At 61.3% G+C, this 24,875-nt stretch carries 19 protein-coding genes and 6 pseudogenes; 12 read left to right on the forward strand and 13 right to left on the reverse strand.

Annotation, left to right across the window (positions count from 1 at the left end; translation table 11 throughout):
- The first annotated feature begins 2 nt into the window (after positions 1 to 2).
- Together tnpC and WS70_RS24760 are read left to right on the forward strand one after the other, a co-directional pair.
- A complete protein-coding gene (gene tnpC, locus WS70_RS24755; RefSeq protein WP_108034051.1) occupies positions 3 to 1,556 on the forward strand; it encodes an IS66 family transposase in 1,554 nt (517 codons plus the stop codon).
- A gap of 826 nt (positions 1,557 to 2,382) precedes the next feature.
- Positions 2,383 to 2,829, forward strand: a complete 447-nt coding sequence (locus WS70_RS24760; protein ID WP_082722457.1) for an SET domain-containing protein — start codon at positions 2,383 to 2,385, stop codon at positions 2,827 to 2,829.
- On the opposite strand, the pseudogene WS70_RS24765 reads toward WS70_RS24760, so the two are convergent.
- The 3 genes and pseudogenes from WS70_RS24765 to WS70_RS24775 form a co-directional block, all read right to left on the reverse strand.
- Positions 2,785 to 3,333 (reverse strand): annotated as a pseudogene (locus tag WS70_RS24765) (ABC transporter permease); the annotation flags it as partial. The gene WS70_RS24760 and the pseudogene WS70_RS24765 sit on opposite strands and share 45 nt — an antisense overlap.
- 13 nt (positions 3,334 to 3,346) lie before the next feature.
- Positions 3,347 to 3,655: pseudogene (locus WS70_RS24770) on the reverse strand (ABC transporter permease); the annotation flags it as partial.
- A gap of 137 nt (positions 3,656 to 3,792) precedes the next feature.
- The gene (locus WS70_RS24775; RefSeq protein ID WP_159082960.1) at positions 3,793 to 4,857 is read right to left on the reverse strand and encodes an AraC family transcriptional regulator; all 1,065 of its coding nucleotides are present in this window, start codon (positions 4,855 to 4,857) and stop codon (positions 3,793 to 3,795) included.
- A gap of 377 nt (positions 4,858 to 5,234) precedes the next feature.
- On the opposite strand from WS70_RS24775, the gene WS70_RS24780 reads away from it, so the two are divergent.
- The 5 genes and pseudogenes from WS70_RS24780 to WS70_RS24800 all read left to right on the forward strand — a co-directional run.
- Positions 5,235 to 6,044 carry an ABC transporter permease gene (locus WS70_RS24780; protein ID WP_226382857.1) on the forward strand — a complete coding sequence of 270 codons (810 nt, stop codon included), beginning with the start codon at positions 5,235 to 5,237 and terminating at the stop codon, positions 6,042 to 6,044.
- A complete protein-coding gene (locus WS70_RS24785; protein ID WP_226382858.1) occupies positions 6,037 to 6,852 on the forward strand; it encodes an ABC transporter permease in 816 nt (271 codons plus the stop codon). Before WS70_RS24780 ends, WS70_RS24785 begins: the two co-directional genes overlap by 8 nt.
- Positions 6,849 to 7,883, forward strand: a complete 1,035-nt coding sequence (locus tag WS70_RS24790; protein ID WP_059598491.1) for an extracellular solute-binding protein — start codon at positions 6,849 to 6,851, stop codon at positions 7,881 to 7,883. Before WS70_RS24785 ends, WS70_RS24790 begins: the two co-directional genes overlap by 4 nt.
- 857 nt (positions 7,884 to 8,740) lie before the next feature.
- Entirely contained in the window at positions 8,741 to 9,046 is a 306-nt protein-coding gene (locus WS70_RS24795) for an H-NS histone family protein (protein WP_060822419.1), read from the forward strand.
- Positions 9,047 to 9,381: 335 nt separating this feature from the next.
- A pseudogene (locus tag WS70_RS24800) lies at positions 9,382 to 11,357 on the forward strand (type VI secretion system Vgr family protein); the annotation flags it as partial.
- A 157-nt stretch (positions 11,358 to 11,514) separates the two neighbouring features.
- On the opposite strand, the gene WS70_RS24810 reads toward WS70_RS24800, so the two are convergent.
- From WS70_RS24810 to WS70_RS24830, 5 genes and pseudogenes are all read right to left on the reverse strand, one after another.
- Entirely contained in the window at positions 11,515 to 12,165 is a 651-nt protein-coding gene (locus WS70_RS24810; protein ID WP_418230160.1) for a hypothetical protein, read from the reverse strand.
- Between the two features lie 937 nt (positions 12,166 to 13,102).
- Positions 13,103 to 13,848 (reverse strand): annotated as a pseudogene (locus tag WS70_RS24820) (IS3 family transposase); the annotation flags it as partial.
- Positions 13,849 to 13,916: 68 nt separating this feature from the next.
- Complete coding sequence (locus tag WS70_RS31860) at positions 13,917 to 14,108, reverse strand: hypothetical protein (protein ID WP_059598346.1); 192 nt, start codon at positions 14,106 to 14,108, stop codon at positions 13,917 to 13,919.
- 36 nt (positions 14,109 to 14,144) lie between these two features.
- On the reverse strand, positions 14,145 to 14,561 hold the full coding sequence (locus WS70_RS24825) for a type II toxin-antitoxin system VapC family toxin (RefSeq protein ID WP_059598345.1): 417 nt from the start codon (positions 14,559 to 14,561) through the stop codon (positions 14,145 to 14,147).
- Positions 14,548 to 14,781, reverse strand: a complete 234-nt coding sequence (locus tag WS70_RS24830; RefSeq protein ID WP_082722426.1) for a FitA-like ribbon-helix-helix domain-containing protein — start codon at positions 14,779 to 14,781, stop codon at positions 14,548 to 14,550. The genes WS70_RS24825 and WS70_RS24830 overlap by 14 nt, the downstream gene beginning before the upstream one ends.
- A 532-nt stretch (positions 14,782 to 15,313) precedes the next feature.
- On the opposite strand from WS70_RS24830, the pseudogene WS70_RS24835 reads away from it, so the two are divergent.
- A pseudogene (locus WS70_RS24835) lies at positions 15,314 to 15,843 on the forward strand (IS66 family transposase); the annotation flags it as partial.
- 105 nt (positions 15,844 to 15,948) lie between these two features.
- Here WS70_RS24835 and istB read toward each other — a convergent pair.
- The 3 genes and pseudogenes from istB to WS70_RS24850 form a co-directional block, all read right to left on the reverse strand.
- Entirely contained in the window at positions 15,949 to 16,731 is a 783-nt protein-coding gene (istB, locus tag WS70_RS24840; RefSeq protein ID WP_108034042.1) for an IS21-like element helper ATPase IstB, read from the reverse strand.
- 9 nt (positions 16,732 to 16,740) lie between these two features.
- Positions 16,741 to 18,264 carry an IS21 family transposase gene (gene istA, locus WS70_RS24845; RefSeq protein ID WP_082722130.1) on the reverse strand — a complete coding sequence of 508 codons (1,524 nt, stop codon included), beginning with the start codon at positions 18,262 to 18,264 and terminating at the stop codon, positions 16,741 to 16,743.
- Positions 18,265 to 18,501: 237 nt separating this feature from the next.
- Positions 18,502 to 18,798, reverse strand: a pseudogene (locus WS70_RS24850) (transposase); the annotation flags it as partial.
- Positions 18,799 to 19,079: 281 nt separating this feature from the next.
- Between WS70_RS24850 and WS70_RS24860 the strand changes: the two are divergent.
- Positions 19,080 to 19,526 (forward strand): DUF4145 domain-containing protein, encoded by a 447-nt coding sequence (locus WS70_RS24860; RefSeq protein WP_159082961.1) that lies wholly within the window; start codon positions 19,080 to 19,082, stop codon positions 19,524 to 19,526.
- A gap of 347 nt (positions 19,527 to 19,873) precedes the next feature.
- On the opposite strand, the gene WS70_RS24865 is transcribed toward WS70_RS24860, so the two are convergent.
- Positions 19,874 to 20,203, reverse strand: coding sequence for an H-NS histone family protein (locus tag WS70_RS24865; RefSeq protein WP_059470979.1), 330 nt, complete (start codon positions 20,201 to 20,203; stop codon positions 19,874 to 19,876).
- Positions 20,204 to 20,263: 60 nt separating this feature from the next.
- Entirely contained in the window at positions 20,264 to 20,731 is a 468-nt protein-coding gene (locus WS70_RS24870) for a ProQ/FinO family protein (RefSeq protein ID WP_059470978.1), read from the reverse strand.
- Between the two features lie 517 nt (positions 20,732 to 21,248).
- Between WS70_RS24870 and WS70_RS24875 the strand changes: the two genes are divergently transcribed.
- The 3 genes from WS70_RS24875 to WS70_RS24885 all read left to right on the forward strand — a co-directional run bounded on the left by WS70_RS24875 (position 21,249) and on the right by WS70_RS24885 (position 24,875).
- On the forward strand, positions 21,249 to 22,022 hold the full coding sequence (locus tag WS70_RS24875; protein WP_059596744.1) for a 2-keto-4-pentenoate hydratase: 774 nt from the start codon (positions 21,249 to 21,251) through the stop codon (positions 22,020 to 22,022).
- Between the two features lie 433 nt (positions 22,023 to 22,455).
- Positions 22,456 to 23,031 (forward strand): DUF2760 domain-containing protein, encoded by a 576-nt coding sequence (locus WS70_RS24880; protein ID WP_059470976.1) that lies wholly within the window; start codon positions 22,456 to 22,458, stop codon positions 23,029 to 23,031.
- Positions 23,028 to 24,875, forward strand: a complete 1,848-nt coding sequence (locus WS70_RS24885) for an Hsp70 family protein (RefSeq protein WP_059596743.1) — start codon at positions 23,028 to 23,030, stop codon at positions 24,873 to 24,875. The genes WS70_RS24880 and WS70_RS24885 overlap by 4 nt, the downstream gene beginning before the upstream one ends.

The following is a 24,875-nucleotide window of genomic DNA, read 5'->3' on the forward strand; positions in this document are numbered from 1 at the left end:
GCATGTCGAACGGCGCCGAACTTCCTGACGATGTTGAAACTCTGCGAGCCTTGCTGCTCGAGGCTCGTGCTCAGCTTGCCGAGCGTGATCTGGAGATCGAGCAACTCAAGGCGCAGCTCGACAAGCTTAGGCGCATGCAATTCGGGCGCAAGTCCGAGCAGTTGGACCGAGAGGTTGCACGGCTCGAAACCGCGCTCGAGGATTTGACGGGCGAACGCGGCGTCGCTGATGTGCGGCGCGCCCGCCAATCAAGCGCGAGCACGCTTGTGGGCGACGCATCGCCGAAAGAAGCGCTGCCGCCGCATCTGCCACGCGAGGAACGTGTACTCGAGGCTGACACGACCTGTCCGAAATGCGGCAACGCCATGCAGCCGCTGGGAGAAGACGTGTCCGAGCAACTCGCCCGCGTCGCGGCGATGTTCAAGGTGATTCGCACGATCCGGCGCAAGACGGTTTGTCCGTGCGGCCACCACTTCTCGCAGCCGCCGATGCCCGGTCTGCCGATTACGCGCAGCATCGCCCATCCGAGCCTGCTGGCCGACATCCTCGTCTCGAAGTACGCCGACCACGCCCCGCTGTACCGGCAGTCGCAGATAGCCGCGCGCGACGGCGTGAAGCTCGACCCGGCCAGCATGGGCCGCTGGGTTGGTCAATGCGAGGCCCTTTGCGATGCGCTGACCGAGGCACTGCGCCGCTACACGGTGGCGCCGTCGAAGCTGCACGCGGATGACACGCCGATCCCGGTACTCGAGCCGGGCAAGAAGAAGACGAAGACGGGGCGCCTGTGGGTGTATGTGCGCGATGACACTCGTTCGGGTTCGGCCGAACCGGCCGCAGTGTGGTTTGCTTACTCGCCGGACCGCAAAGGCATTCATCCCCAGACCCACCTGGACGGATTCAAGGGTATCTTGCAAGCCGACGCCTACAGCGGCTTCAACGAACTGTACGAGAGCGGCAAGATTCGCGAGGCGGCATGCTGGGACCACGCGAGACGGTACATATACGACGTGCATGCGCGAACGCCTACCGAGGCGACCCGGGAGGTGCTCGAGCTGATCGGCGAACTCTACGGCATCGAGGCCCACATCCGCGGCAAACCCGCCGCTGAACGGCTGCGCGTGCGGCAGGAGAAAAGTGTGCCGCTGCTGGCAACCATCAAGACGTGGATGACGGACAAACTCGCGACGCTGTCGAAGAAATCCGATTTGGCCAAAGCGATCCGTTACTCGCTTAACCAGTGGGATGCCCTCGCGCTGTACTGCGAAGAGGGCCGTGCCGAGATCAGCAATGCCCTGGCCGAAAACGCGCTGCGATGTGTGAGTCTGGGTCGGAAGAACTTCTTGTTCGCCGGCTCCGATAGCGGGGGCCAGAGGGCTGCAGCGATGTACAGCCTGATCGGCACGTGCAAGCTGAACGGGATCAACCCGCGCGCTTACCTCGAATATGTGCTGACCCATATCGCTGACCACCCCATTAACCGCATCGACGAATTACTACCGTGGAACGTGGCAAGTAAGCTGCCAGGCAAGCCTTGCCCGCCTGCCTCCACGGGCTGATTGCCAGCGGGCGAACCCGAGCGACCGATACCCAATCATGCCTCACGTGCGCGTCGCATTGCGAACGGCCTTCGCGAGGTGCTTACACTTATGCTCAAAGGGCGTTGTGTCAAACTCTATTTGTGCGGCGTGACGGAGGTGGCGAGCCTATGTCATTGATTGAGCAGAGGTCGTTGTGTCAAACACTATTGTCGATCCACACTCGTGCCGCCGGACTCAGCGTTGAAAAGCAGCTGAGCTATTTTAGCGCAAAGTGAACCAGGACACGCGAACGTGCGATACGGATTTCGCGCGGGGATTATTTGTCCCGAGCGCATCCACCAACCCTTTCTGGCTCTTGTCTTCAATAATGAATCGCAATCTGACGCAGGGCTGCGCAATCCTCATCGGCGCCGTTATCGGTGCGTACGTGACATTTGTATTGACAAAAACCACGGCGGCGAAAAGGCAGATTGACGTCTTTACTGCGGGCGTATATTTCGGTTGCCGGAACGCGCCAAAGGGTACCTCAGTCACCGATCGGAAACGATGCCTCATCCTCACAGGTGATGCGCGACAGATGGCTCGCAAGGAAGCCTACTTCAAATCACCTCCGGTACGCAGCGGCCTGTAGCCAGGTCGGAGATCGCGTCTATGATCGCCACACCCGAAAAATGACCTGTGAGTTCCGTTTGGGCCACTTCGGATCGTCGCAGCGACGGCACGACTATCGAACGTGCTACCGACACTCGGTCACAGAAGACCGGGAGGGCGTACTTTCCGAAAATCGAGACAAGCGACGGCCCATCAACATTGTCAACCTAACTCGAGACGTCGAAGATTCCATATGAAGCGATTCACCGTGCGCAAATCGCGCATTCACGGACGAGGCGTATTCGCGCTGCGGTCAATTAAAGCAGGCGAGTCGTTGCTCGAGTACAAGGGGCAAGTGATTACGTGGCGAACTGCAATCGTGGCGCATCGCCGCAACGGAATCGCTGGACATACCTTCTACTTCGGACTGTCCAACGGTCGCGTCATCGACGGCAGCATTGGGGGCAACAGCGCACGGTGGCTCAACCATGCGTGTGAGCCAAACTGCCTCGCCGTCGAGAGGAAGAGTCGCATCTTCATTGAGGTGATCCGCGACACCGCACCGGGCGAAGAGCTCTTCATCGACTACGGACTGGAAACCGCGGAGCCAGACACCGAGCTAGCTTGTCGCGAATATGCTTGCCACTGCGGAACATCAAGATGCAGAGGGACGATGCTGGCGTCCGAAAACTGGAAGTGACGTGCACGCCGACTCAGACCACCGCTCATTTAGGAGCTCGCCCCGCAGCAATTTTAGCGCAAGCAGCAGACAAGTTGAGAACACCATGAGAATCGTCGCCAGCGCGCCGACGGATGGGCTGATGTTATCCCGAATGCCGGTGAACATCTCGCGCGGCAACGTCGTCTGTTCGGTGCCCGCGAGGGACAGCCTGACGACCATTTCGCCAAACGACGTTGCGACCGCGAACAGTGCGCCCGACATCACACCCGGCGTGAACACGAGCAGCGTCAAGTGAAAGAACGTCGTCACCGAATTCTGGCCGAGCGACAGGCTCGAGCGCACGAGATTCCAGTTGAAGCCCTGCAGCATCGCAGCGACGGTCGTCGCGACGAACGACTCGCCGAGCGGCGCGAAGAACACATACATGCCGACGCCTACGACGACGAGCACGATCAGCGGCGACAGCAGCACCGCTATCAGTAGGAATTTCCCGCGGAAGTCCGTCTTCTTGAGGCCGAGAGCGAGTGAGGCGGCCCTAGACCGCGTACAGCACGAGTGTCGCGGCAAGCAGCAGGCCGCCGAGCGCGCACCGTCACTCAGTTGATCGTCACCGTTCGTGAAGTACGCGAGGTACTCGCTGACCGCCTGATCGTTCGGATCCCAAAGCAACGCGGGCGTGATGTAGTGGCCGATCGCAAGAATAAACGCAAGCGGCGCACCCGTGCCAACGCCCGGATAGGTCCTGCGGCACATACACGCGCTAGAATGCGACGAACGAGTGGTTGCAGAGCGACACGGGCGCGCGCTGATAGCCCGGCGTAACCGGCTTCATCACGCCGTAGAGGCGGGGCGAGATCGAGTACGCGGCAGATAGCTGAGCAGCGCGACAGCAGATGGCCTACGCGAAAGTACGGGTCCTATCGGAGCGACTAGCCTGCGCGCTGGTGTTGGACCGCAACCGGTGCGACCAGGGGAATCATTTCATAAACCTTCACGTTGACCAGCTAGCAGAAATTTTCTGTATGCCCCGGGCTTATCTCCGGACACTCTTGCGAACGCCCGACTGAATGTGGCAAGGTCGAAATACCCCAACTTCGCCGCGACATCGGAGAGGGGGATCGCGGGGTTCTGAAGGTAGTTTTTTGCCAAATCGATCATCACGCCTTCGACGAGCGCATTGAAACTTGTGCCTTGTTCTTCGAGCCGGCGCTGCAGAGTCCTCGGCTTGAAACCAAGCGTGTCCGCGACCGCATTCAGGTTTCGATAGCCAGCCAAAGATTGATAGAGTAGATGGGTGACCCGAGCGGTTATTGACTGCTTTGTCTGGTTCGCGAGTTGAGATTCGAGTTGTTTGCAGCGTGGCAGAAGTTGGCGGAAAACAGCCTTATTCGAAATGCGCAGTCGTGATCGAAGCAGCCAGGCAGGGAAGCTAACGCGGGTCACCGGCGCATTAAACTCAACAGGGCACCCAAAGATCTTTCTGTACGTCCGCTTCGGGATTTTCGTTTTTGGCCACGCGAATTCGATTTTTGTGAAAGGAGCCGGTTGACCTAGCATGTCCTGTGATTCGGTTCGTATTGCAGCAACACAGATCTCCGTGTTCAACTGGCGAAGACTTTCGTCGAATCGATAGCCCTCGACGATAATCGATGCCAGGTCTCGTTCGACCTCCATGCGCATTCGGAAGTACGACTCACCAGTCAGCGGGTGGTCACACGCGAATTGCCAGGCATCGCCGAATGTCGGCGCACATTGCATTGCGTAACCCCGAACTCCTCCGATCGACACGTGGATCGCGCAGCCGATTTTGAGTCCAAGCGTGGGGTCGTTGGAGAGGCGTTTCGCATTTTCTAGAACTGCAAGTTCTTGGGCATATGTGATCACCAAACCGTCGTTATCGAGTTGAGACGCGCTGATTTCGGTTCCCTTCAGCGCGTCAGCCGCAGATACTCCGATCTCGGATAGGAGCCCTACCACGATCGAGACCGTGTGCAATGAAACAGGCGTTTGATGCTCATCGATCGGTTCGATCTCAGTAGTTGCCATGTCAAGACTCATCCAGAAAAAGCTATTTGCACCAATATATAGTGTCAGTTCGCACAATAAAATTATCAGATTTGTCGCGAAATGCCTATGGTTGACATCCTCTGCCTATTGACTATTCTCCGGGAAAAGCTAAAAGTACGCACTGCGACATCAGAACAGAATATAAGCGCACTGGCAAAAAGCTGGGCGTATGAGAGAACGCAACAGAACAGCAACTGGCCAAACTTATGACATTGCATCTAGCCGGAGCTTTGGGTCTCCGCCGCAATACTATCGGAACAGCCATTGTGCACCCGAGCGGGGCTAGCTTCGAGACGTCGCGCCGTTGGAACATCATTCCTGTCGTGCTCGTGGTCTTGGCCGGTGTCGTTCTTCCCATGAGCGTGATCGCCCTTGGTTCGCTGTCGAGCCCACAAGAATGGGGAGGCATACGTTGGGGTAGGTTTAGTACCGAAGCATACGTGCGGCTTCTTTATGACCAAGATCTCGATGGGACGTGGGCGCTGAATGTTGGTTATGCAGCCATCGTGCTGCGTACTTTGACGCTCTCCGGAATCGCAACCGTGGGCTGTTTGGCGCTAGGCTTTCCCGCAGCACTGTATGTCGCAATGCAGCCTGCGCGGCGCCGCACCAGACTCCTTCTGATCATCACGGTACCGTTCTGGACAAGTCTAGTTGTCCGCCTGTACGCGTGGATCCTGCTGTTGCGGAACGGTGGTGTCCTCACGAGTGTGAGCGACGGACTATTCGGAATCAGTATGCCGTCGATTTTGTACACGGATGCCGCAACCGTAATTGGCCTAGTGTACGCCTTCATCCCTTTCATGGTTCTACCTATATTTACGAGCCTAGAGCAAATGAATTGGGACACCGTTGATGCTGCCGCAGATCTCGGTGCAACCCCATGGACGATCGTGACGGACGTCATCGTTCCTACTGCGAAGCGTGGCATTGTCTCCGGATGCGCTTTGGTATTCGTCCCGTCGCTAGGTGCTTACCTCATTCCGGACATGCTCGGCGGCGCGAAATCTATGATGCTCGGCAACCTGATCAATCTGCAGTTCGGTGATGCGCATAACTGGCCTCTTGGAGCCGCCCTGTCGATTGCAATGTGCGCATTCGTACTGATCGGCGTGTTGATCAAGTATTTCATCGTCAAAGGTTGCGCAGGAGAGGCCCATGCGTGATGTGCGCATCTTTCCAGGCCTGCGACTGGGTGCGGCAGTGTTCTTTATCTTCTTGTACGCGCCGATAGCAGTGCTCGTGGCCCTCAGTTTCAATAGTGGGGGGTCGGCAACTGTATGGCAGGGCTTCGGATTGAACGGCTACGAGATCGTGCTTCGCGACACCGCCGCATTACGTGCCGCTCGAACCTCGTTCTTGATTGCTACGCTCGCTGCCGGAATGTCTTGTCTAGTCGCGCTGCCAGCCGCGCTATTTCTCTCACGGCAGAGGCAACCAGGAGCGGGAATCACTGCTGGACTGATCGCAGCACCGTTGCTTATCCCGGAAATAGTGCTGGCGATCGGTACACTGATTGTTTTCTCGATCGCGTCAGTAAAACTAAATTTCTGGACAATCGTGTTCGGGCACACCGTTTTCTGTCTGCCGTTTGCATATCTGCCGATTCGTACATCACTGTCGAGGATCGATCGTGCGTATCTCGAAGCAGCCGCTGACCTCGGCGCTTCCCCGCGGCAAGTATTTCATCACATTGTCTGGCCATTCATCAGAACTGGCGTTGCTGCTGGATTTGCACTCGCATTTCTCGTTTCGATCGACGACTTCGTGACAACGTACTTTCTGTCGGGTACTGCAACGACAACCCTGCCAATGTATATCTACGGTCTCATCACCCGAGGCGTTAAGCCGAACGTGAATGCGCTCGCGACAATTGTATTTGTCGTTTCGTTCGCGGTCACGTTACTGTCGGTGTGGTTGTCGAGGGCTACCGGCCGTGAAAGACAACTCTCAATTTTGGAGAATGCGGTATGAAGTTTGCAGCGCCCCTCGCATTGGCTGTCGTCTTTACACTTCAACCCGCCCACGCGCAGGAGGAGCTGCGCTTTGGGAATTGGCCCGGCTATTACCCGCTTGAGCTGTTGAAGAAGTTCAAGAAGGAGACAGGGATCAACGTCACGCTGACCGCGTATGACAGCGACGCGGCCGTTACGACGAAAATGAAGGCGGGCGGAAGCGACTATGACGTCGTGATCGTGTCTGATTTGTACGTCGCAATGCTAAGCAAGCAACAACTGCTCGAGAAGCTCGACAAAGCGAAGTTGCCCAATAGCAAGAACATCCGGCCGGATTACGCTCATCCGGTCGGCGATACGAATCGCGACTATGGGATGCCCTATCAAGTCATCACTACCGGTCTGGTCTACGACACGTCACGCGTGCCAGGCGGGGTATTGCCAGACTCATGGAAAACGTTCTTTGAGCCGCCGGAATACTTGAAGGGCAAGATTGTCGCGCTGAACGTGCAGGAAGAGTTGTATATGGCGGCATCTTGGTATCTCGGCCAAGACGAGTGTTCGGAAAATCCCCAAGATGCAAAACGTGTGCTCAGCGTCCTGTTGAAGCAGAAGCCTTATCTTCTCGCGTATGCGAATGATGGAGTCGTCGAGCGATTCCAATCAAAACAAGTGGTTCTTAATCACGATTGGTCCGCCGACGCCGCGAAGTACCACAAGGTCCTTCCGATGATCGTGTTCATGTACCCGAAAGAAGGCGTGCACGAGTACGTTGATAATTTCGTCATACCAGCGGCGGCAAAGAATCGTACCAACGCATACAAATTCATCGACTGGATGATGGAGCCAAGAAATATCGCTGAGGCGTCAAATTTTAATCGATACCACGATGCGATCATTGGATCGACTCAATTCCTGACTGCTGAACTGCAGAAGGATCCGACCATCAACCCACCGGCGGAATTTAGGAAGCGATTGAAGCCGATGAAGATCTGCTCGCCAGCAGCAATGTCGCTGCGTGACAAAGTGTGGGTGAAACTGAAGGGATGACGTGGCTGCACTGGCGCGATTCTGATGCGTTGACGGAGTAGACTTCGCGCCAAGTGCGACATGGACGCCACAGTGACATGCCGTCTGAGCGGTGGAAGAGCAATTTGAGATCTGCTGCGCACCTATGCGCTCATGCATCGGAGTCGACGTACCGATGGGGGGAGGGCGCACTTATGCGGTTCGAGGTGTGTTTGCTGGCCGTAGCGGTCATGCATTAGGTTTGAACCAGGCTCGAGGAAGAAAGGAGGGGCTAGCCAAAAAATGACCGCATTGGGTGCGCCAACACCACATGCCGTCAACAAAGTTGCAGAAACAGAACGGCCGTGTTGAGTGCGCCAACACTCGACGCGGCCTGACCTAGGCGTACACATTGAGAGAACCACCATGGCTGACGTTATTCTACGGCAACATTGGAGTTGCTGCACCTTCAGATCAGCGGCGATTGCCAGTGCATCCGAGCGACTCGCCTTGAGCGCTCGAGGCTTAGTCGGTGCCCCTCGCAGCACTCGCGCTTCATCCTCATCGAAAAGCGCCCGTGTTACCCACCGCTGCGGCCGACCGCATCGAACGTGGTCGTCTCCTGATGGGTGCCTCAGAGTGATTCCACGATTCCTGTCCCGCTCGTTTCTATGCAGGCGGGCGGCCCAGATACGCGAATCGTAGTTGATCGGCTCGAATTGACCACCGCCTGCTGCCCTCCGATCTGCCTCGGTGCAGGCGGTTTTGCGATCGTTGGTATCGACGATCGCCTTTTTATTCACACCGTGTTGTCGCATGCCTGGCACACAACACCCGCCCCTGACGTCGCACGGCGCTCGGATGCGTGCGTCTAAACGTAATTCTATTGGAGAGAAATTGTGGCAACTTACGAAGAACTGAAAGCTCAACTCGATGCACTCAATAAGGAGGCCGAAGTAGCTAGAGAGCGTGAAATCTCTGCGGTACTTTCGGAGATTCGAGGGGCTGTCTTGAAGTACGAAATTCGGCCAGACCAGATCTTTCCGCAATGGACTCGCCTTCGCTCGCCAGACAAGCGGCGTGGCCCACTTCCGCCGAAATATCGGAACCCGATGACGGGCGAAACGTGGAGCGGTCGAGGCCGATGCCCAAAGTGGATGGCTGGCCTGCCGCGCGACGAATTTCTTGTCGATCGATTTGCTTGATCAGCAATCGAGCACTCCGCACGCGCGCTCATTGAAAGACACATGAAAATTCGAACCAGTAGGCGGAGATTTCTCCGCTCTCGAGGTCCATTTCGACGCAAGGGGCGCTACGGCCAATGCTCAGCGGACCAATTTCCCGAATCGACCTGTTAACTCTGACAGGTCAACTCCATGTTGTAGAACCATCCGCTGTCAGCGCGATGGTAAATCTTCGTTAATTTGGCCGCCATTTGTCTCAGCCTTGATAAAATAAACGCTCCGTGAGGAGCGCCTCAATCACATCACGAATCAATGCTCCTCCAATTCGAATCCAAGCAGAAACCTGAGAGTCTTCCGTGACCAATTTGAACGATACGCTACGGGGTTTCGCGTCGGGGGCGGTCGACTGGAATAAACGTCCGGTCGCGTTGCACTTCGGCGCCGCGCAGGCCGCGATCGGCCATCTGCTGGCGCTGCAGCACGCGAGCGTTCAGGAAGGCTTGATGTCCGGGATTCGCGGGAGTCTGACCTGCGTGTCGACCCGCCACGACCTGCCGCCCGGCGTGTTGCTCGGCATTCCGGTATCGATCCGGCTCGTGACCGACCGCGGACAACCGCATATGGTGAACGCGATCATCAGCGACGTCCAGATCGGACAAAGCGACGGCGAACTCTGCGTGTACCAGTTGACCGTGTGCGATGCGTTGTCGCTGATGGACAAGCGCACCAATTCGCGCGTGTTTCGGAAGCGGAACGTCGTCGACATTCTCATCGCGCTGTTCAACGAGTGGCAGCAGCGCAGTCCGGCTCTCGCGCGCGCGTTCGAATTCGATCTTTCCCACCTGCGCGCCGACCGCTATCCGCCCCGCGAATTGACGCGGCAGGTCAACGAGTCGGACGCGTACTTCGTGCGTCGCCTGCTGCGTCGCGAAGGGATCACCGTGTTTGCGAAGGCCGGCCCGGCGAAGCGCATGCAGAACGTTCACGACGAAACGCCGGTGCATACGCTCGTATGCTGCGACGATCCGATGTCGCTGCCTCAAGCGCCCGCCGGCACGGTTCGATTGCATCCGCGTGACGGCGGCACCGAGCAACGCGACACGGTCACGCTGTTCGCGCTGCACCGGCAACTGGTTCCGGGCAAGGCCGGCCGTCGTGGGACTACAAGAAGGCGAGGATAGACGAATCGACCGTCGGCTCGAGTCTCGATCAGGGCGAGTCAGGCAACGACCTGGCCAAGTTGCTGACCGACGTCGCGATCGACATCCCGCACGCGGGCGATTCTTGGAGCGATCACGAGCGGCTCACCCGCGCGCGCATGCTCGCGCACGAGTTCGAAGCCGAACGCTATGACGGCGTCAGCAGTGTGCGCGATCTTGCCGTGGGTGCGTGGATCACGCTGACGGGCGCACCGGAATGGGACAAGCAACTCGACGACAAGCGCCAGTTCGTGATCACGTCGATCGACCACGCCGTCTGGAACAACCTGCCGAAAGGACTCAACGAACGCGTGCAGGCGCTATTCGCGGCGAGCCGCAATCTCGCGCAGGCAGCTCCTGCGTTACCGGCCGCGCTCGCGGAGGATGCCGATACGCGTTACGAGAACACGTTCAGTTGCGTGCGCCGCGGCGTGCCGCTTGCGCCCGCGTACGATCCGCGAACGGACTTGCCGCCCGTGCATCTGCTGACGGGCACGATCGTCGGCGCTGAGGGCGAAGAAGTGTTCTGCGACGAGGACGGCCGCGTGGGCGTGCGGATTCACGGCCTCGATCCGGCGGACCACGCGCACGCGCAGGGTGTGGGCACCAACGACAATGCGGGCGATAGCGCGCCGATTCGCGTCGCGACGAGTCTCGCGGGAACGAATTTTGGGGCATCGTTTCTGCCGCGCGTCGGCATGGAAGTCCTTCTCGGTTGTGTCGGCGGCGATCCGGACCGGTTGGTGATCATCGGGGTGCTGAGCAACGGCGCGCATCCGCCGGCGACGTTCAGCCACACGGGCCGGCTGCCGGGCAACCGTTACCTGTCCGGCATCAAGACGAAGGAAATCAAGGGGCAGCGGTACAACCAGCTGCGCCTCGACGACACGCCGAATCAGATCAGCGCGCAGCTGGCGAGCGAACATGCGCATTCGCAGCTCAATCTCGGGTACCTGACCCAACCGCGCGAGAACGGCCACGGGAACGACCGTGGCGAGGGCGCGGAGCTGCGTACTGGCGCGGCGGCGGCGCTGCGGGCGGCGCAAGGCATTCTGTTGACGACCTACGCGCGCACGCAGGCGAGCGGCGGGCAACTGGACCGCGACGAGCTGATTCGGTTGCTCGGCGAATGCTTGGCCTGCGGATCAAAACGCCGGCGCCGCCCGTCGCGTTCGAAGCCCGTCACCAGGCGTGACCTCAGATCGTCGCTGTGCTCTGTCATTGCGTCCACCTCCTCGTTCAAGTGGACACAATCGTCGCCCGTCTAGCCTCGCAGGAACAGGGCGTTGATCAATGATCGCTTACGGCGAAGGCGAGCAGCGTCGGGTGGAAACGAATGGCGTCGCCCTGGCGTTCAAGGACGGCGCTCTTCAGGTTATCGTAGAGGACGACCCTACCGAGGCCGCCCCAGCGCGTGAAGGCGCCGATATGGCCGCGCAGGAAGTTCTCCATACGCGCATCGAGGAAAAAGCGCAGATACAGTTCGCGCGAGTACGAGAGCACCATCACGAAGGCCATCAAGGGCCGGCGCGCACGGCCGATATGCAAGTGACCGAAGTGCCCCCAGTCGCATTGCATCTGTTCGCCGGGCAACGTGCGCAGCCGCAGGTACGCTTCGGCAGGCGGGCGTGGCCGGTGCAGAGAGATCAGATGTCGGAAGTGCGTGGGCCGGCCCTGATAGCCGCGCTCGCGCACCATGCCGTAAAGGCGGCTGGCGGTGAGCGTGGGATACTTCTCCAGCGTTTGGCGAATGAATGGCAGGTATGGCTCGATCATCGAAGGCCGCGGCGCCGGTCCATGACGCGGCAGACCAGCTTGTGCGAGCACCCGTTTGACGGTGCCGCGATGCACGTGCAATTGCTGCGCGATCGTGCCGCAGCGCCACTTCTCGACGTGGTAGAGCCGCAGGATATGGGCTTCGAGTTCAGCGTCAATCGTCACCTTTAGAGCCTCCTCGGAATCGGTAGATGCAGTGAGGAACTCGACGGCGCAACGGGCCAAGGCGCACGAATGGCGAACAGGCGCAGCCGCATCGATGGCAATGCGTTGTCGCCGGCGCCGATGCCGCGACACGACTGTGAGTGACAGCGGCGCGCATCGAGTCCGCTGGCAGTAGAGCACTGGGCCCCGTCGCAGGTGAACCGTGATGCGTCACTTTATTGTGTCGCGCTCGATAACGACGGGCGCGCTGCGCATGGGCAAGACGCCCGCGGGGAGAACTCTGGTAACGCTGAGCCGCTTCGCGCAAGCTCGCGCGCCGGGCCGCTTGCGCACAGCCGCCGGCGCAATAGATCTGGCCTCGATCGCAGCGGCGGCAAATGAACACCTGCGCCCGGCAGCGGGCGCACAGGAAGAAGCGGCCCGTGGGCAGCATCGGCGGTCCCCGTGGAACGCCGATGGCAGGTCGATATCGACAGGGTCCGCCCAGCCGTGGAATACTGCGGCTGCACGTGTCCCTGTGCTTGGCCCCGTGGCCCCGCACCTGTGTCCAGTGTGGCGCGACCCCGGGGTGAACTTGGCGGTTTGACCGGTGTCGCGCCGGTTGTTTCTTCGGCGGTGTGCCTTTCTACCGCAACCGATCCGCGCCGTCATCCCTCAACGCGCTTTGCGCGTCTGCACTCGCCCTACGGGCTCCCTCCGACGCGCAAAGCGTCAGGCATCCGCAGCGTCGCTACCCCGCAAACATCATCTTCCAAGCACGGCCACTTCAAACGCTCAATTCCAGAACGCCGTCGTTTAGTGTCGGATTTGGACCGGCGTTCACAATTGACACACAGTGCCGGCAATACCCGCTTGCGGCGCTGTGCGAGGTCCTTTGCGTGAGCGTCAACGGCTATCGTGCGTGGAAGCGCGGCGGCACGCCCGAGCGTCAGCGGCTGACGGCCAGGTACAACCAGCCTTCAGCCGTCGCCAAGTAGGTGATGTCGCTCGTCCAGACCTGATTCGGCGCCAGCGCCGTGAAGTTGCGCTCGAGCAGATTCGGCGCGACCGGCAGACCATGATTCGAGTTCGTCGTCGCGATGTACTTGCGCTTGTGCCGGGCACGCACGCCGTGCTGCGCCATCAGCTTGCGAACGCGCTCCTTGCTCACGCGTACGCCGCGCGCAACCAGTTCTTTCCACATGCGCGGCCAGCCGTATTCGCCTTTCACTTCCGCGTGAATCGCCTTGATGTGCGCCAGCAGTGCATCGTCGCCCACGCGACTGCGCTGCGGCTTGTCCTGAGCGGCGCGTTGCCGTCGCTGGTGAAAGCCGCTGGGGCTGACTTTCAGCACTTCGCATAACACCGAAATCGGCCAGTGACAGCGATTGCGTTCGATGAAGGCGTACTTCACGTTGAGTCCTTCGCGAAGTACGCACAGGCCTTTTTTAGGATGTCGCGCTCCATCTTCAGCCGCGCCACTTCGGCACGAAGTCTCGACAACTCCATCTGCTCCGGACTTACCGGCTTCGTGCCAGCTCCGCCGAGCTTGCCTTCCTGTTCAGCTTTGAACCAGTTGGAAATCGATTGTGTCGGCACGTCCAGCGTCGCGGCCACCGCGGCAACGCTCTGGCCTGCCTTGACCAGCCGAACGGCTTCTATCTTGAATTCGAGCGTGTAGCGCGCCCGCTTCGTCTTGTTCATCTTCTTGACTCTCATTGCTTGAGTTTAAACGCTCAGCAAGGGATTCGTTTTTCGGGGGCAAGCTCATCCTACGCGTCGCGCGAGGTGGCAAAGTGAATGCCGCCGCTAAATATCACGCCAATCAACATCATCACAATCCAACCCCACGACGACCACGCTATTGGGTCAGCCTTCATCCACTGGACGTTCGCAGCCGTGATTACTCCAATTGCGACTGCTAGAGTGAGCGATAGTGCCCAAAAGGCGATTTTCTTTCCCATGCGGATTTCCCAATTTAACGCGCTGTTCCTGTTTTGCTATTGGAAGGGGTTCAAGACGCGAGCGCCTGTTCCTGCAAAGTCGTCGACGTTGCGCGTAACGACCGTCAGGTCATGGATCAACGCGGTTGCCGCAATCAACTTGTCCAGTGCGTGCTCCGGCTGCGGTACTCGCAGACGCCCCCACACCTGACCAATCTCTTCATCAACCGGCAGGATGTTTTGTCCGAACTCTTGCAACACCGTGTTCAGCCACTTTTCGAGGCGCGTTGCCTGCGGTTCATCCCCTCGATGTCGAATCAGTTCGACGCCTCGCCGCAACTCACCGACCGTCACAACGGACAGGTACAGGTCGATATCGTCACGCGTCGCTGCATGGAAGAAACCCAACACGCCCTTGTTTGCCCGACCTTGTTTGCGAATCTCGCTGATGACGTTGGTGTCAACCAAATACATGCCCTGCCTCGCCGTCTTCCACTCGCACGAAATCGGCGTCATCACCCACATTCGGCATCGCCATCAGCACTTCCGCGAAGGTCTTGCGTTGCGGCCGGCGCAGGGCCTTCGCAAGAATCTCGCGATGCTCGGCTTCCGCGCTCCGGCCGTGCGCCGCCGCGCGCTCTTTCAGGCTCTGGACAAGCGCGTCATCCAAATTCCTCACCACAAGATTTGCCATGCTTACCTCTCCATCAACGATTGCTATCAATGATAGCATCATCCGGAGGAGATGCAAGCATTGCAATCACCTTGTTATCGGCCTCGGGGGCATTTTCTGAGTGGCTAGAGTGGCTGCACACGAACAACGTCGAGGCCGCGCGCTCGTTGCTCCAACTCCATGCAGCAAATGAGTTGCTGGCTGAGTCAGCATCGACCGGATTAACCCTCCGAGAATGCCCCCGTCAAGCTCGACCATCGTCTCGCGCTGACCCGCCCCTCACGGGGCGGGTCAGCGTCACAGCCAATGCTCGAGCACGAACTCGAGCACCTGCAGCACCGCGAGCAGCAAGCTCAGCCAGCGATCCAGGCGCTTCATGGCGGGTCTCCATTTTCGTTTCGGGAGACCGGCAGGGTGCTCGACGCTGCGCTTCAGGCGGACTTGACGACACGCTCAAAACCCGGCCGCAGCCGGGCGCGCAACCTGCCTATCCGGCTTCGAGCTCGCTGAAACTGACGCGAGCGGGCGCCCCCGGTCCGACGAACTCCGCTCGCTTGATCGCCAGATCGAACAGCTCGAATTGCGCCTGGAAGATTTGCAGGCCGACGAAGGCACCGCCGATATGGCCGCCGCCCCTGCGGTGACGCGGCCGGGTCGCGAAGGTGTAGGCCGCAAGCCGTTGCCCGATCACCTTGAGTGCGAAGTGCGCACTCATCTGCCCGCGGACGATGACTGCCCCGATTGCGGCGGCAGCTCAAGCCGCTGGGCGAGGACGTCGTGGAACAACTCGAATACGTGAGGGCGCACTTCCCCGTGATTCGTCACCGCCGCCCGAAGTTGGCCTGCGCGCGCTGCGATCGCATCGTGCAGGCCGCAGCGCCAAGCCGCCCGATCGATCGGGGCAGTCCAAGTCCGGCGCTGCTCGCACACATCGCCGTGTCGAAGTTCGCGTACCACATCCCGTTGCACCGCCAGGCAGTCATGTACGCGCGCGACGGCGTCGAGGTCGATCCGGGTGCGATGGGGTATTGGATGGGCAGCATCACGGTGCTGCTCGCACCGGTGGTCGACGCCGTGTCACGGATCGGCGTAATGGAGCCTGGGAAGATCGGCGTAAAGGCGCCACTTGGAAGGGTTGGGAAACGCAGTTTCGAACGCCGTCAAGAATGCTAGTTTTTGCCGCGTTTTTCAATGCCTGAAACAGGCGATTCCGGCATCGATTTGGGCACTCGATAACTGTCTGGGCACTCGATAACTGTCGCCGTCGAGGATGATCCGGTAGGCGCCGTGGCGCAGCCGGTCGAGGGTGGCGGCGCCGAGCATGCGGTTGGCCGGGAACGCGTCGCCCCATTCGCTGAAGTCCAGATTGCTCGTCAAGACCAGTGAACCGCGGCGCTCATAACGCTCGGCGACGAGGTCGTGGAACGCTTCGTCATGCGGCGCCGTGATGGGTTTGAGGGCGAAGTCGTCGACGATGATCAGCGGCACGCGCACCAGTTGCTGCAGCCGGCGCTCGTAGTTGCCGACGGCGCGCGCGGCATGCAGCGTGTTGAGCAGCTTGGTTTGCGTGAGGAACAGCACGTCGTGCCCCTGACGCGCGGCGCAGTGGCCCAGCGCCTGCGCCAGATGCGACTTGCCGACGCCGGTGGGGCCGGCGATCAGCACGTTGGCGTTCTCCTGTAGGTAACGGCCGGTGGCCAGGTCCTGGATGACGGCGCGGTTCAGTTTGGGCAGCCGATCGAAGTCGAACGACTCGAGCGTCTTGCCGGGCCGGAAGCTCGCGCGCGCCAGCCGCGTGCTCAGCTTCTTGTGCTCACGCCGGGCGATCTCGTCCTGGATTAGCAGCGCGAGAAACTCGGTGTAGGCGAGCTTGCCGTCGATGGCTTGGCGGTTACGTTGCTCGAGCGAGTCGAGGATGCCGGACAGGCGCAGTTGTTTGAGCATCGGGCTCAGTTCGGGAATCGGATTCATGTCGGGATCTCAGTGGCTCATCATGGAAGGCAGGTCACGGCAGAAGCGGCCGCCGCGGGCATAGGTGTCGGCGACGTCGATCAGATCGGGCTGGACGGGCTCGGCCAGTTGATCCAGGCCCTTGTCGAGGATCGTCTTGATGGTGCGGTAGCGCGGGCTGCTGAAGGACATCGCGCGCTGACAGGCGGCTTCCAGACGAGCGGCGCCGACCTTCGCTTCGAGCCGCAAGATGCCCTGCGCGCCCCGCAAGTTGACCAGCACTTGATCGTTGAACAACGCGAGGATCACGGCATGGCAAGCCGGGCCGATGCGTTTGGCTTCGGCCAAACACCATTGCGGGTCATGCATCTGCCAAGCCTGGGCTTCGGGCGGCAGATGATCACGCACGGTGGAGCGAGCGCCAGGGCGATGTAGCCGCGGGTGCGCGGCGACCAGCTCATGCTCACGAAACAGTTGCACCGTGGTGTCCGTCGCCTTGAGCCACAACGTCTGGCCCACGAGCTTGCACGGCGCCGAGTACAGCCCTTTATGGAACTGCACGTGGCAGTCGCGGTGCACGCTGACCTTGGTCCATTCAGCGAGCACCGGCGGCACATCGGGCAACGCCGCCAGTAACGATCGCTCGAGCGCAAAGCGCGCCAGCGGCTGTTCGCGCGTCGTGCCGTGTAGGCGATTGCCGGCTTCGCTCATGATCCATTCGCGCAATTGACGGTTGGCATCGGCGAGATCACGAAACTCGCGCAAAGGAGCAAAGGACTTCTTAATGTATTTGACTCCTGATTCGACGATCCCCTTCTTCTGTGGGTCACGCGGCGGGCATGCATCGATCTTGAAGCCATACCCTTCGGCCAGTTCGGCGTAGGAGCGTTGAACTTCCGGGTCATACATGCAGGCCCGTGTGATGGCGCACTTGGCGTTGTCGATCACGGTTCGCGCCGGGACGCCACCCCACCAGTCGAATGCTCGGCGGTGACAAGCAAGCCACGTCGCTACCGTTTGATCGAGCACGAGCTCTGCGTATTGGTGGCGTGACCAGCACAACGTAGCGACGAAAAACCAGGTCTTGACTGGCTTGCCGGCGGCGTCGAGCAGTTGCGGGCCGGCGCCGAAGTCGATCTGCACGGCGTCGGCCGGTGCGAAGTCGAGCACCGTGGTGGCCGGAACTCCGCGCTCGACGACCAGCGCTTGCAGGAAGCGCCGCACGGCCGAGTAGCTGCCGCTGTAGCCGTGATTGCGCTGCAGCGCGCTGTGGATCGTGGTGCCTTGGATGTCGGCGTGGAACCATTGCGTGATCAACTCGCGAAACGGCTCCAGCGTCGACACGCAGGTGCGCGGCAGTTGCGGATTGCGGCCGAACATGCCGGCCAGCACGGCGTCATCGGGCAGTGGCCGGGTGGGGGTGAGCCAATCGTGCTGGAGGGCAGCCTGGCGGATGGTCGCTAACTTCTTGCGGCCCATCAGCCCGGCGCGGGCGATGTCGCGATCGGAATCGCCCTGGCGCATGCGCGCGAGGACTTGGCGGTACTCAAACACTTCGAACCTCCGGTTACTCACGGCCCCTCCGAGCAAAAAGCTCGAAGGGTAACCAGTTGATGGAAGTTCGAAACGCGTTCCCGATTACGGCGGGGGTGGCGCCATTACGCCGATCATCGGCTGGCGCCTTTACGGCGATCCTGGGGTGGCGCCAATACGGCGATCATCCGCTGGCTCCATTACGCCGATCCTGAGGTGGCGCCAATACGCCGATCCCGGTTTGGCTCCATAGCGGCGATCATTGACATCGGCGGCTCGCAATTTCGCCAGCAGCACTGCGTGCAGTCGATCCCACACGCCGGCTTGCTGCCAATCGCGCAGCCTGCGCCAACAACTTACGCCTGAGCCGCATCCCATTTCGGACGGCAAGTCGCGCCAACGAATGCCCGTCTTCAGCACAAATAGGATGCCCGTCAAAGCCGCGCGGTCCGTTACTGGCTTGCGACCGGGATACTTGAAGCGGCGCGGCTTTGGCGGAGGTAGCAGTGGTTCGATCAGTGCCCACAGTTCGTCATCAATGATTGGCTTACCCATCTCCTTGGCCCGTCTATCACGACGACCAGGGTTAACAGAATGCTGAAAAAGTTAACAGCCACTTGGGCTCTTTTTGAAACCATCTCTTAGATGAGCCGTGGGAGTGGACTGACGGCCGCAATGCAGCGAATGGGAAAGTCGATCACCGGTTGCTGAAATGCCTGGGCTGCGAAACTGTTTTCTATTGGCGCAGTAGTTGGGATTCTGAGGACTGGGACATACGAATAGGTGTGGATGGGACACAAGAGATGTATAACCCCGTCACTGTAACGACTTACCCGATGCCCGACAAAAGCAACGACCGGCCAGACTGGATTTGGGATTTATCAAGCATAGACCCACAGCTCGCCACGATTTTGACGCAAACTTACGACGCGAAATCAACAGGGGCGCTGATTCTGGCTGCGGTAGGGCTAAGGACCGCGCTTGATCGAGCGACAGAGTTTCTAAAGATCGACCCGGGCTTGTCGCTGGAAAAGAAGGTCGACGTTCTGAAGAGCAACGGTTTCATTGGCGAGACTGAGGCGATTGTGCTGGCCACCGTAGCGAACGCTGGAAATGCGGCAGCTCATCGCGGCTGGTCGCCGAATGAACCCGAGTTCCGCGAATTGCTCACCGCGCTGGAGCAATTTGTCGCCCGGACGGTGGTGAGCGGAAAATCAGTCTATGAGATCGCGAAGCGCATTCCGCCGCGGCATCCGCGCCCCGGGAAGGCTCTGCCGGAATAGGTCGTGAGCATGACGCCACGAAAGTACGCCCATGTGGACAGGAACAAATTTACGCAAATTTTTAGAACAAATTCATGCAAACCAACGCAAAAGGAATGCCAGTTCCAGTTAGCTTCAGTGATTTGACATAACGTGAATTATCGACATAACTGGGATGTAGCCGCTAATTTGTACCGTCCACTTCTGGCTAAGTTCAAATGTTCGGCTAGTCGAACGACTGCGCGAACGCGGACCGGAAGGTCTCGTACGCTCGAAGCAAGGAAATGATGCGCCGGCTGATGACCGACGCGGGCCTGGTGGGTACTGCGCCGGCAGAGCCAAGTCCCCGGACCGCCTCCATCACTGGATTACGGGTTCTCCCCCGGCCACCAAGGCTCCGGCGCGGCCCGGATCAGATAGTCATCCAGATTCTTGCCCTCCAGCCATTTCGGGCAGGCGCCGCGGCCCGTCCACGATTTGCCCGATGACGGATCGTAGTATTTGGCCGGCAGCTTCTTCGGCTTGTCCTTCACGAAGCCCGCGGCCCTCAGCAACTCCAACTCCGTGATGCCGTACTGCTTCACCTGTTCCCGAATGGCGGCCAGTACATCCGCCTTCTCTTTCTTCCGGGCTTCCTCGAGAAGCAAGTTGACGTGGCCGAGCTGCTTCTGCAGCGAATGAATTTTGCTGGTTGTCACGTGATATGTGTCTTTATCGATACGCCGCCCGCGCTCCGACGGGCGTGCGGATTTCTATCGCTATTGTGGAGTCTGCTCGGACTTTGCCGGTTGTGACGGCGCCTTTGCCGGGCGACGCGCCTTCAACATTCGCGCGCGCTTCGCATCGGCCGGCGACACCCGCCCCGCTTCGCCGCCCGTCAAATCAACGCGCACAGCGCCGTCGACGAGGCACGTCCAGTAACGATTCCCGCGGCACCAGGTCTTCATCGCGTCCCGCAACTCCGCCTCGTTCGAGCCGAGCTCTTGCGCCCGATTGATCAAGTCTTCGAGTATGCCAACCTTGAGCGGAACCTTGGGCGCCGGATTTCTCGGGAAAGCCACGGGAAACCGCTTCTGGAGTTTCGCGATCGTCAACAGCACCGGATCCGTCGAGCTCGGCGAAGTCGCCTGCTTGGCATCCCGCTTCCGCGGTTTCTTCGCCGCGCGTTCCCGTTCGGCGTCTCTCGCAAGTTGATCGCGCAACGACGCAAGTTGCTCAAAGCCCATAACTTCCAGCCCACTAGAAAATAAGCCGAGATTGTAGCAGTCGACGGCGCGGCGTTCTCGCAATCCCATCGGCGAGCGTCCATATCGACATTGACAACCGCCTTCGATGAGGCGCATCCGAGACAGAGCTGGCGACGCCGCCGCCGGAACTCGTAAAGCTCACACCACGTATCGCAGCCATCATCCGACTTCCGGCACCCAAACCAGAAACAGCATAGTGAAGAACCGCAGCAAGCGCAGCCGAGCCTCGCAGCCATCGCCCGCGCATCGCGCGGCCTACCGACTGCGGACCGCATGCCCGAGGCGCGCGTGGCCACAGATAAGCACGCACGCGCAATGCTCGGCGCGCCGCGCGTGCCGCATCGCCTGCCACGCCGCCCGACGCACCGATCGTCGATGCCGCACGGTCGCCGCGTGATGAAATCACGATCAAAACGCTATTATCGCGTCCGTTGCCTCCATTCGGGCGCGCGCCCGCAGGCCGTCCGTTCATTCCGCAAAACGACACGACAACGACATGACAAACACTCTCGAACGCGTGGATGGCGCCGCGCGACATCTGGTTGCGGCCCGTCGCACCGGCGTCGCCGGCGCGCTTCTGCCGGACGCCTGCCGGCCCGACGACATCGAAACGGCCCTCGCGATCCAGAGCCGCGTCGCTGAATGGCTGGGCGAGCCGGTGGGTGGATGGAAATGCGCGCTGCCGCCACCGGGGCGCGTCGTGGTCGCGCCGATCTTGTCGTCGACGATCCACATGTTTCCCACGTCGGCCGGCCCGTTCCGGGTCGTCGCCGATACGCCGACCGTCCGGATCGAACCGGAAATCGCCTTCGTGCTCGACCGCGATTTGCCGCCCCGCGGCAGGCCGTACGACGAGGACGAGGTGCGCGGCGCGATTCGCGAGGTACGTCTCGCAATCGAAGTGCTCGGCTGCCGCTATGCGGATCCGTCGCACGCGACCGTGTTTGAATTGCTCGCGGACGGCCAGTTCAACCAGGGTTTGTGTGTCGGGCCAGCCGTATCCGACGGTCTGCACGCCGCGCTCGACGTCATTGCGCTCGAATTTCGAGGCGGGCTGAACTGGTCGATCGATGGCCGCCATCCGGACGGACATCCGTTCAAGCCGCTGCTGTGGCTCGTCAATTTTCTCGCCGCGCGCGGCGAATCCGTTCGGGCGGACCAGGTCGTGACGACCGGATCGTATGCCGGGGCGATTGACGTGCCGCTTGGCCAGGAGCTGACGGTGCGATTCGGCCAACTCGGCAACCTGTCGGTGGCGCTGGTCGCCTGAGCCGCAAGCCGGGCGCGAATGCGGCACGCCGGCGCACCGTTTGGCCGCCGCAACGACTTCAGGCGATTGCGGGCGCGTCATGCCGAGCAATGGCGCGCGACGCGTGCGTCGGCGTGCGCGTCCGCGGCGCGTGTGCCGCCCTTCGCCCGCATAGTACGCTACTCCAGTCGATATTCCGCCTGCGCACGCATCGTGCCCGACCATTGCGCCGCATGGCCTCCGACGCGCGATCGGTCGACAAAATTCGCAAAAAATGAACGCTCGCACGCGCGCGTTGGCCGGCTCCGGATCAGATCAAGGCAAAATACGGGTTTTGAGCCCGTCGGGCTCAGATACGTAATGCCGGAACAGGACCTTCGACGCCCGCCTGTGGCTCGTCCCGCGTCCGGGAGGATAGCTCGCCGTCCAGGCGGGCCCATTGGAGCTTTTCCCCATGACCGAACCGAACATTTCATTCGCCGGCAGACTCTCGCTTGCCTTCGGCCTGTTCTTTTCCGTGCTCGGCGACCGCGAACTCGCGATCCGCGCGCATCGGCTGCGTGAAGCCGATGCCCCACCGGCGCCGGCCGCGGCCCCCGTCGCGCCGCCCCAACCCGCCGCGGCGCCCGCGCCCGAAATCATCCGGGAAGCGAGCCCGGACGCCGCGCTCCAGCTGCTCGGGCTGCTCCAGCGCGACGCGCGCTTGATCGATTTCGTCGAAGAAGACATCGCCGGCTATGCCGATGCGGACATCGGCGCCGCCGCGCGCCTCGTGCACGACGGCTGTCGGGCGACGCTGCGCGAGCATTTCACGATCCGTCCCGTGCGCGACGAAGCCGAAGGCACCCGCGTGACGATCGGCGAAGGCTTCGACGCCACCGCTATCCGTCTCACGGGCAACGTCGTCGGCAAGCCGCCGTTCAACGGCAGCATCAGCCATCGGGGCTGGCGCGTCGACGCGGTGCGTCTGCCGAAGCTGAACAAGGGGCACGACGCGACGATCGTCGCGCCGGCCGAGGTGGAGCTATGAGCGAGCCGCGCTATTCGATCGGCATCGATCTGGGCACCACGCATTGCGCATTGTCGTACGTGGATCTCGCGGCCAGCGACGGCGAGAAAACGAGCCTCCGCGTGCTGCCGGTCGCGCAGCTCACCGCGCCAGGCGCGATCGAATCGTCCGATCTGCTGCCGTCCTTTCTCTACCTGCCGCACCCGAACGAACTCGCGCTGGGCGATCTCGCGTTGCCGTGGGCGGCCGAGCGCGATTTCGCGGTCGGCGAACTGGCGCGCAGCCGCGGCGCGGGCACGCCGATTCGTCTGGTGTCGAGCGCGAAGAGCTGGCTGTGCCATCCGGGCGTGGACCGTCGCGCCGGCATCCTGCCGAGCGACGCGCCGCCGGAAGTCGCGCGCGTGTCGCCGCTCGAAAGCTCGGTGCGCTATCTGACCCACCTGCGCGAAGCATGGAACCACGCGCATCCTGACGCGCCGTTCGATCAGCAGGACATCACCGTCACGATTCCCGCTTCGTTCGATCCGGCCGCGCGCGAATTGACGGCCGAGGCCGCGCAGGCGGCTGGCTACGCGCGCATGACGCTGCTCGAGGAGCCGCAGGCGGCGCTCTATAGCTGGATCGAGAAAAGCAGCGGCGCGTGGCGCAAGGAGGTGAAGGTCGGCGACATTATCCTGGTCGTCGACGTCGGCGGCGGGACGACCGACCTGTCGCTGATCGCGGTCGTCGAACGCGACGGCAACCTCGAGCTGCATCGCGTCGCGGTCGGCGAGCACATCCTGCTCGGCGGCGACAACATGGACCTGGCGCTCGCCCACGTCGTCGCGCGCAAGCTCGCCGGGCAAGGCACGCAGGCGGATCCGTGGCAGTTGCGCGCCCTCACCTACGCGTGCCGCAGCGCGAAGGAAACGCTGCTGAGCGATCCGGCGACGGATGCGGTGCCGCTCGTCGTGCCGAGCCGCGGCTCGAAGCTGATCGGCGGCTCGATCCGCACCGAGCTGACTCGCGCCGAACTGACGCAAACGATCCTCGAAGGCTTCTTTCCGCAAGTCGACGCGTCGACGCGGCCCGTGAGCCGCACGCGCGCCGGCCTGACGCAGCTCGGCCTGCCCTATGCGCAGGACGCCGGCATCACGCGGCATCTCGCGGCCTTCCTCGGCCGGCAGGTCGCCGCGCTCGCGGAGCTCGACGGACTGCAGCACGCGCAAGACGGCGCGGCGAGCTTCCTGCATCCGACCGCGGTGCTGTTCAACGGCGGCGTATTCAAGTCGCCGCTGCTCGTCGAGCGCATTCTCGACACGCTGAATGGCTGGCTCGCCGCCGACGGCGCGGCGGCGGCCCGTCTGTTGGGCGGCGCGGATCTCGACCTCGCGGTGGCCCGCGGCGCCGCGTATTACGGCTACGTGAAGCGCGGCAAGGGCGTGCGCATTCGCGGCGGCACGGCCCGCGCGTATTACATCGCGATCGAATCGGCGATGCCGGCCGTGCCGGGCCTCGAGCCGCCGATCCAGGCGCTGTGCGTCGCGCCGTTCGGCATGGAGGAAGGCACGGACGCCGCCTTGCCGCACCAGGAATTCGGCCTCGTGGTCGGCGAGCCGGTGCACTTCCGCTTCTTCGGTTCGTCGGTGCGCCGCCAGGATCAGGTCGGCACGCTGCTCGACTTCTGGTCGCCGGACGAATTGCAGGAGCTCGAGGAGATCGAGGCCACGCTGCCGCCCGAGGGGCGCACGCCCGGTGAAATCGTGCCGGTGAAGCTGCACGCGCGCGTCACGGAGGCCGGCACGCTGGAACTCGAGGCGTTGCAAAGCGGCACGAACGAGCGCTGGAAGGTGGAGTTCGACGTGCGCGGCAGCGCGAATGCCTGA

Source organism: Burkholderia mayonis (assembly GCF_001523745.2).
Taxonomy (GTDB): Bacteria; Pseudomonadota; Gammaproteobacteria; order Burkholderiales; family Burkholderiaceae; genus Burkholderia; species Burkholderia mayonis.